Origin of the sequence: Sphingomonas sp., assembly GCF_051962185.1 — a bacterium.
In the GTDB taxonomy this organism is placed as follows: Bacteria; Pseudomonadota; Alphaproteobacteria; order Sphingomonadales; family Sphingomonadaceae; genus Sphingomonas.
In genome coordinates this window covers 1-4419 of the sequence record NZ_JBQCCN010000319.1, presented here as the reverse complement: position 1 = coordinate 4419, position 4419 = coordinate 1, and the positions used below count along the sequence as shown (strand labels likewise).

General features: G+C 67.8%; 3 protein-coding genes and 1 pseudogene. All 4 read left to right on the top strand.

Annotation, left to right across the window (positions count from 1 at the left end; genetic code table 11):
* The coding region (gene kynU / locus ACTHJR_RS19345) for a kynureninase (protein WP_440525056.1) at positions 1–1075 on the top strand (1075 nt) is incomplete at its 5' end.
* Positions 1072–1905 (top strand): tryptophan 2,3-dioxygenase, encoded by an 834-nt coding sequence (gene kynA, locus ACTHJR_RS19340; protein ID WP_440525055.1) that lies wholly within the window; start codon positions 1072–1074, stop codon positions 1903–1905. The genes kynU and kynA, both read left to right, overlap by 4 nt.
* 307 nt (positions 1906–2212) lie before the next feature.
* A complete protein-coding gene (locus tag ACTHJR_RS19335) occupies positions 2213–3865 on the top strand; it encodes an AMP-binding protein (protein ID WP_440525054.1) in 1653 nt (550 codons plus the stop codon).
* Positions 3862–4419, top strand: a pseudogene (locus ACTHJR_RS19330) (thiolase domain-containing protein); the annotation flags it as partial. The gene ACTHJR_RS19335 and the pseudogene ACTHJR_RS19330, both read left to right, overlap by 4 nt.

Here is a 4419-nt window from a genome sequence, read left to right as displayed (position 1 = left end):
GACGCGCGAATGGGGCAATGAGCTGATCAAGGCGTGGAACACTGCCGACTGGATCAGTCTGCCCGCGCGCGTCGGCGACCGGATCGGCAAATTGATCGGCGCGCCAAAGGGCAGCGTCGCGACCGGCGACACTTTGTCGGTGAAGGTGTTCCAGGCGCTCGCCGCCGCGCTGGCGCTGCGGCCGGGGCGCAAGGTGGTGCTGTCCGACACCGGCAATTTCCCCTCCGACCTCTACATCGCGAGCGGCCTGATCCGGGCGCTGGGCGGCGGGCTGGAGCTGCGGCTGGTCGAGCCCGAGCAGGTCGCGGATGCGATCGACGAAAGCGTCGCGGTGACCTTGATCACCGAAGTCGATTACCGCACCGGCCGCCGTCACGACATGAAGGCGCTGACCGAGCGTGCGCATGCGGCGGGCGCGATCACGGTTTGGGACCTTGCCCATTCGGCGGGCGCGGTGCCGGTCGATCTGACCGCGGCCGATGCCGATTTCGCAATCGGCTGCACCTACAAATCTCTCACCGGCGGTCCCGGCGCGCCGGCCTTCATCTATGTCGCGCCGCGTTTCGCCGAGAGCGCGCGGCCGATCCTGTCGGGCTGGATGGGGCATGAGGCGCCGTTCGCGTTCGATCTCGACTATCGCCCGCATGCCAGCGTCGAGCGGATGCGCGTCGGCACCCCGCCGGTGCTCGCGCTGGCGGTGCTCGATGCCGCGCTCGATGCCTGGGACGGAATCGCCATGGCCGATGTCCGCGCCGCCTCGATCCGGCTGAGCGAGCGCTTCATCGCCGAGGTCGAGGCGCGCTGCCCCGATCTCGCGCTGGCCTCGCCGCGCGATCCGCACGCGCGCGGCAGCCAAGTCTCGTTCCGCCATCCGCAAGGTTATGCCATTATGCAGGCGCTGATCGCCAATGGCGTGATCGGCGACTTCCGCGCGCCCGATCTGATCCGCTTCGGCTTCACCCCGCTCTATCTGTCCGAGGACGATGTGGTCGGCGCGGCCGGGGTGCTCGAGCGGGTGATGGCCGAGCGCTTGTGGGACGACCCCGCCTATGCGACGCGATCGAAAGTGACATGACCGACAGCAATCATCCTCCCACCGCCGCCGGGGCCGAAACCGACTTCGCCGGCAAGATGGCCTATGGCGATTATCTGCGCCTCGACCTGATCCTCGGCGCGCAGCAGCCGCGCTCGGCGGCGCATGACGACTTGCTGTTCATCATCCAGCACCAGACCTCGGAACTGTGGATGAAGCTCGCGGTGCATGAGCTCGAATCGGCCTGCGCCGCGATCGCCGGCGACGAATTGCCGCACGCGTTCAAGATGCTGGCGCGGGTGTCGCGCATCCTCGAACAGCTCAACAATGCCTGGGACGTGCTGAGGACGCTGACGCCGAGCGAATATACCGAATTCCGTGGCGACCTCGGCCAGTCGTCGGGATTCCAGTCGCATCAATACCGCGCGATCGAATTCCTCTGCGGCAACCGCAACCTGCCGATGCTCAAGCCGCACGCGCACCGGCCCGAGGTGATGGCCGAGCTGGAAGGCATCTTGTCGCGCCCGAGCCTCTACGACGAGGCGATCCGCCTGCTCGCGCGCTCGGGATTCGACGTTGGACCGGAGCGCCCAGACCTGCGCGAGCAGCGCGCCGAAAGCGACAAGCTGCGCGCCGCCTGGGCCGACATCTATCGCGCGCCCGACGCGCAATGGGCGCTGTACGAGCTTGCCGAGAAACTGGTCGATCTCGAGGATTATTTCCGGCGCTGGCGGTTCAACCACGTCACCACGGTTGAGCGCGTGATCGGGCTGAAGCGGGGGACCGGCGGGACGCAAGGGGTCGCGTATCTGCGGCGCATGCTCGAGGTCGAATTGTTCCCCGAGCTCTGGCACGTGCGGACGGAATTATAATTCCTGCCCTCACCCGTCCCACCCGGCTGCGCCGGGCGGGCGCCGTGGTGGGTCGACCATACCCCCGGCATGGTCTGGACAGCGCGAGGCGCTGTCCACCCGCCGCGCCTCTCACGACGGGAGAGGGAGGGAGCGGCGAAGCCACGGAAGGGTGAGGGCAGCCGGCGGCCAATAATTCCGGCCTACCCCCTTGACGCTCCATACCCGATCTTCCAATCGCAATCCCAACACGCCGTAGCGTCACCAAAGAATCGCGCGGCAAGTGGGAGAGTCGGATGCCAGCCTTCCGTACCCGGGGTTCCGAGCGGTGAGCGCCTGGGGCTATGCCAATGTCTGGGAATCGGTCGCCGCCGCGATCCCCGACGAACCGGCGATCGTCCAGGGCGAGCGAATCGTCACCTTCGCCGCATTCGATGAAGCGGCCGACGCGCTCGCCGCGCATTTCCTTACCGCCGGGCTGACGCAGCAGTCGAAGGTTGCGGTCTACACGACCAATTGCCCCGAATATCTCGTCGCCTGTTTCGCCGCCTTCAAGGCGGGGCTGGCGCCGTTCAACGTCAATTACCGCTACGGGCCCGAAGAGGTCCGCTACCTGCTCGACAATGGCGATGCCGAGGCTTTGGTGTTCGAGGCCGGCTTCGCGCCGTTGCTCGACCAGGTGCGCGGGCAGATGCCGGGGGTGAAGAGCTGGATCGCGATCGCGCGCGACGGGGAGACAATACCCGATTGGGCGCGGGACTTTGCCGAGGTCGCGGCGCAGCTGCCCGCCGATCGCCCGGTCGTCGCGCCCTGGGGCCGCCATGACGAGGATCTGCTGCTGATCTTCACCGGCGGCACTACCGGCATGCCCAAGGCAGTGATGTGGCAACAGGGCGATCTGTTCGCCAAGGGCGGCTATGGCGCCAATCCGCTGCTCGGGATCCCGCCGCTGGAAAAGCCCGAGGATGCCGGGCCGCGCGCGCTCGCCACGCCGGTCAAGCCGCGTGCGCTGATCGCGCCGCCGCTGATGCACGCGACCGGGCTGATCGCGGCGTTCGGCGCCTTGGGATTCGGTGGCACGGTGATCCTGCTGCCGCACGGCAGGTTCGATCCCGAGGCGATGTGGGATGCGGTCGAGCGATGGCGCGCGACGCGGGTCACGATCGTCGGCCAACCCTTCGCCCAGCCCTTGCTTGAAGCGCTCGACGCGAACCCGGGCCGCTGGGATCTCAAGTCGGTCTTCGTCATCGGCTCGTCGGGAGCGATGTGGAATCGCGAGAACAAGCTCGGGCTGATCCGCCATATCCCCCAGGTCCAGTTGATGGATTCCTATTCCTCGTCCGAGGCGTTCGGCATGGGCATCTCGACCACCAATGCCAGCGGGGAGAGCGCGACGGCGGCGTTCGCGCTCGGCCCCGATTGCGCGATCTTCACCGAGGACGGACGGCGGGTCGAACCCGGATCGGGGGAGAGCGGCCGGCTGGCGGTCGGCGGGCACATTCCGCTCGGCTATTACAAGGATCCGGCCAAGACCGAGACCACCTTCCCGACCTATGAAGGACGGCGCTGGTCGATGCCCGGCGACTGGGCGACGGTCGATGCCGACGGGACCGTCCGCATCCTCGGCCGCGGCTCGCAATGCATCAATACCGGCGGCGAGAAGGTCTTTCCCGAGGAAATCGAGGAAGCGCTGAAGCGCCACCCGGCGGTGCGCGACGCGGCGGTGACCGGCGTTCCCGACCCGCGCTACGGCGAGCGCATCGTCGCCCTGGTCGAGCCGCATCCGGGCGCGGCGGCGGACGAGGTGGAATTGCGTGAGCATGTGAAGGGCCAGCTCGCCAGCTACAAGGCGCCGCGCCACGTGCTGGTGGTCGCCAGCGTCGCGCGCGCGCCCAACGGCAAGCTCGATTACAAGGCGATCAAGGACCGGGCGCTCGCTGCTTTTGGGGCGGCGTTCGGTGAACGGCAGGGGGCGGCGTGAGCATCAGGAACAAGGCCTATATCGCGGGCGCCTACGAACATCCGACCCGGCTCGCGCCTGACAAGTCCATACCGCAGCTTCACGCCGAGTGCGCCGCCGGGGCGCTCGCCGATGCCGGCCTCGGCCTGAAGGATGTCGATGGCTATTTCTGCGCGGGCGACGCGCCCGGCTTCGGCGGCATGTCGATGGTCGATTATCTCGGTCTCGATGTCCGCCATGTCGATTCGACCGAGACCGGCGGCTCGTCCTACATCCTCCATGTCGGCCACGCCGCGCAGGCGATCGCCGCGGGCAAATGCTCGATCGCCTTGATCACGCTCGCCGGCCGCCCACGCTCGGAGCCGTTCGTCCGCACTTTGGGCAACGCGCCCGAAGCGGCGTTCGAGGGCTGGGTCGGGCAATCGACCCATAACAGCTACGGCATGTGCGCGGCGCGGCACATGCACGAGTTCGGCACCACGTCGGAGCAACTCGCCTGGATCAAAGTCGCCGCTTCGCACCATGCCCAGCATAACCCGCACGCGATGCTCCGCGACGTGGTCACGGTCGAGGAC

What these genes read in the sequence shown, in the direction of transcription:
- kynA (WP_440525055.1), top strand. Translation starts at nt 1,072, where the DNA reads ATGACCGACAGCAATCATCCTCCCACCGCCGCCGGGGCCGAAACCGAC.